This is a genomic window from Clostridium thailandense, assembly GCF_019207025.1.
GTDB lineage: Bacteria > Bacillota > Clostridia > Clostridiales > Clostridiaceae > Clostridium_AM > Clostridium_AM thailandense.
Genome location: NZ_JAEEGC010000254.1, coordinates 1 through 1,542 on the forward strand (window position 1 = coordinate 1; position 1,542 = coordinate 1,542).

Genomic DNA, 1,542 nt, shown 5'->3' on the forward strand with positions numbered 1-1,542 from the left:
GGGAACATCCATAGATTTGTGTAAATCAAATCTATGGATGTTCTTTTTATGTATGTATAGCTGGTAATTATGGGAACAATAACTATAAAATATTTTTATGAGGAGAGATATTTATGAATTCATTAGAAATACCTGATATTGATCTAAAGAAAGAATTAAATAAGTGCAAAAATATGGAGGATCTCGTTGGTAAGAATGGATTAATGCAGAGACTATTTGGCGGTATAATTCAGCAGTTTCTAGAAGCAGAGATGGAGGAACACCTTGGCAGAGAGAAGTATGAAAGGCAAAATAATGAAGATAGAAATTATAGAAATGGACATAGTTCAAAGAAGATTAAGACTAGTTTCGGTGAGGTTGGAGTAGACGTACCGAGAGATAGAAATGCTGAGTTTGAGCCTAGGATTGTGAAAAAATATGAAACTGTTTGCAATGAGCTTGATAAGAAAGTGATAGGTTTGTATGCAAGAGGAATGTCTGTAGATGATATTAAGTCAGAAATAGATGAATTATACGGGGTAGACATATCCCCTTCAATGATATCTAAGATAACTGATAAAGTAATGGACACAGCTACCGCTTGGCAGAATAGGGCTTTGGATCCTTTGTATCCTATAGTATATATGGATGCTGTTCATTTCAAGGTTAGAGATCAACATAGAATTGTCAGCAAAGCAGCGTATATTTGTATGGCCTTGGATATCAAGGGTTATAAAGATATACTTGGAATATGGATTGGAGAACAAGAAGGCGCTAAATTTTGGTTATCTGTATGCAATGACCTAAAAAACAGAGGAGTTAGGGATATAGTTCTGGCATGTATGGATGGGCTTAAAGGGCTTCCTGATGCTATTAAAGCTGTCTTTCCTGAGGTAAATATACAGAATTGTATAGTTCATCAGATAAGAAACTCCATGAAATATATACCATCAAAAGATATTAAAGCTTTTATGAAGGATTTAAAGTGCGTGTATCAAGCAGTAAATGAAACTATGGCAAGTCAGTCACTTCAATCTTTAGAAGCTAAATGGGGGGATAAGTATCCAATAGTTATACAATCATGGAATAATAATTGGGGCAACTTGTCAACATATTTTGATTTTCCTCAGGAAATAAGAAAAATAATATACACTACTAATGCCTTAGAAGGGTTCAACAGACAGTTAAGAAAGTTCACTAAAATAAGAACTGTATTTCCTACGGATGATTCCTTAACAAAAGCCTTATACTTAGCAACAGAACAGATAATGGTCAAATGGACATCACCTAGGGCAAATTGGGCTAGTACTCTAGCTCAACTTAGTATAATGTTTAAAGATAGGCTTGAACAATATGGCTAAAAAATACGGCTTGTACTATTTTGAATAAAGATGAATAATAATGAAAGTATTACAAATAATAATGATATAAAGAAGCTATACTTTCTCATTATCTAGTTATTCCCCAAAAAATAAAAATTACTATGGAAAAGAATTCCCATAGTAATTTCCAAATAAATTTAAACTTGTCTATTCTATTTTACACAAACCTATGCACGTTCTC

General features: G+C 33.0%; 1 protein-coding gene. It reads left to right on the forward strand.

Features of this window, described 5'->3' with window-relative positions:
* Window positions 1-113: 113 nt before the first annotated feature.
* Window positions 114-1,340 (forward strand): IS256 family transposase, encoded by a 1,227-nt coding sequence (locus tag I6U48_RS29375; protein ID WP_218324059.1) that lies wholly within the window; start codon window positions 114-116, stop codon window positions 1,338-1,340.
* The last annotated feature ends 202 nt before the right edge of the window (window positions 1,341-1,542 follow it).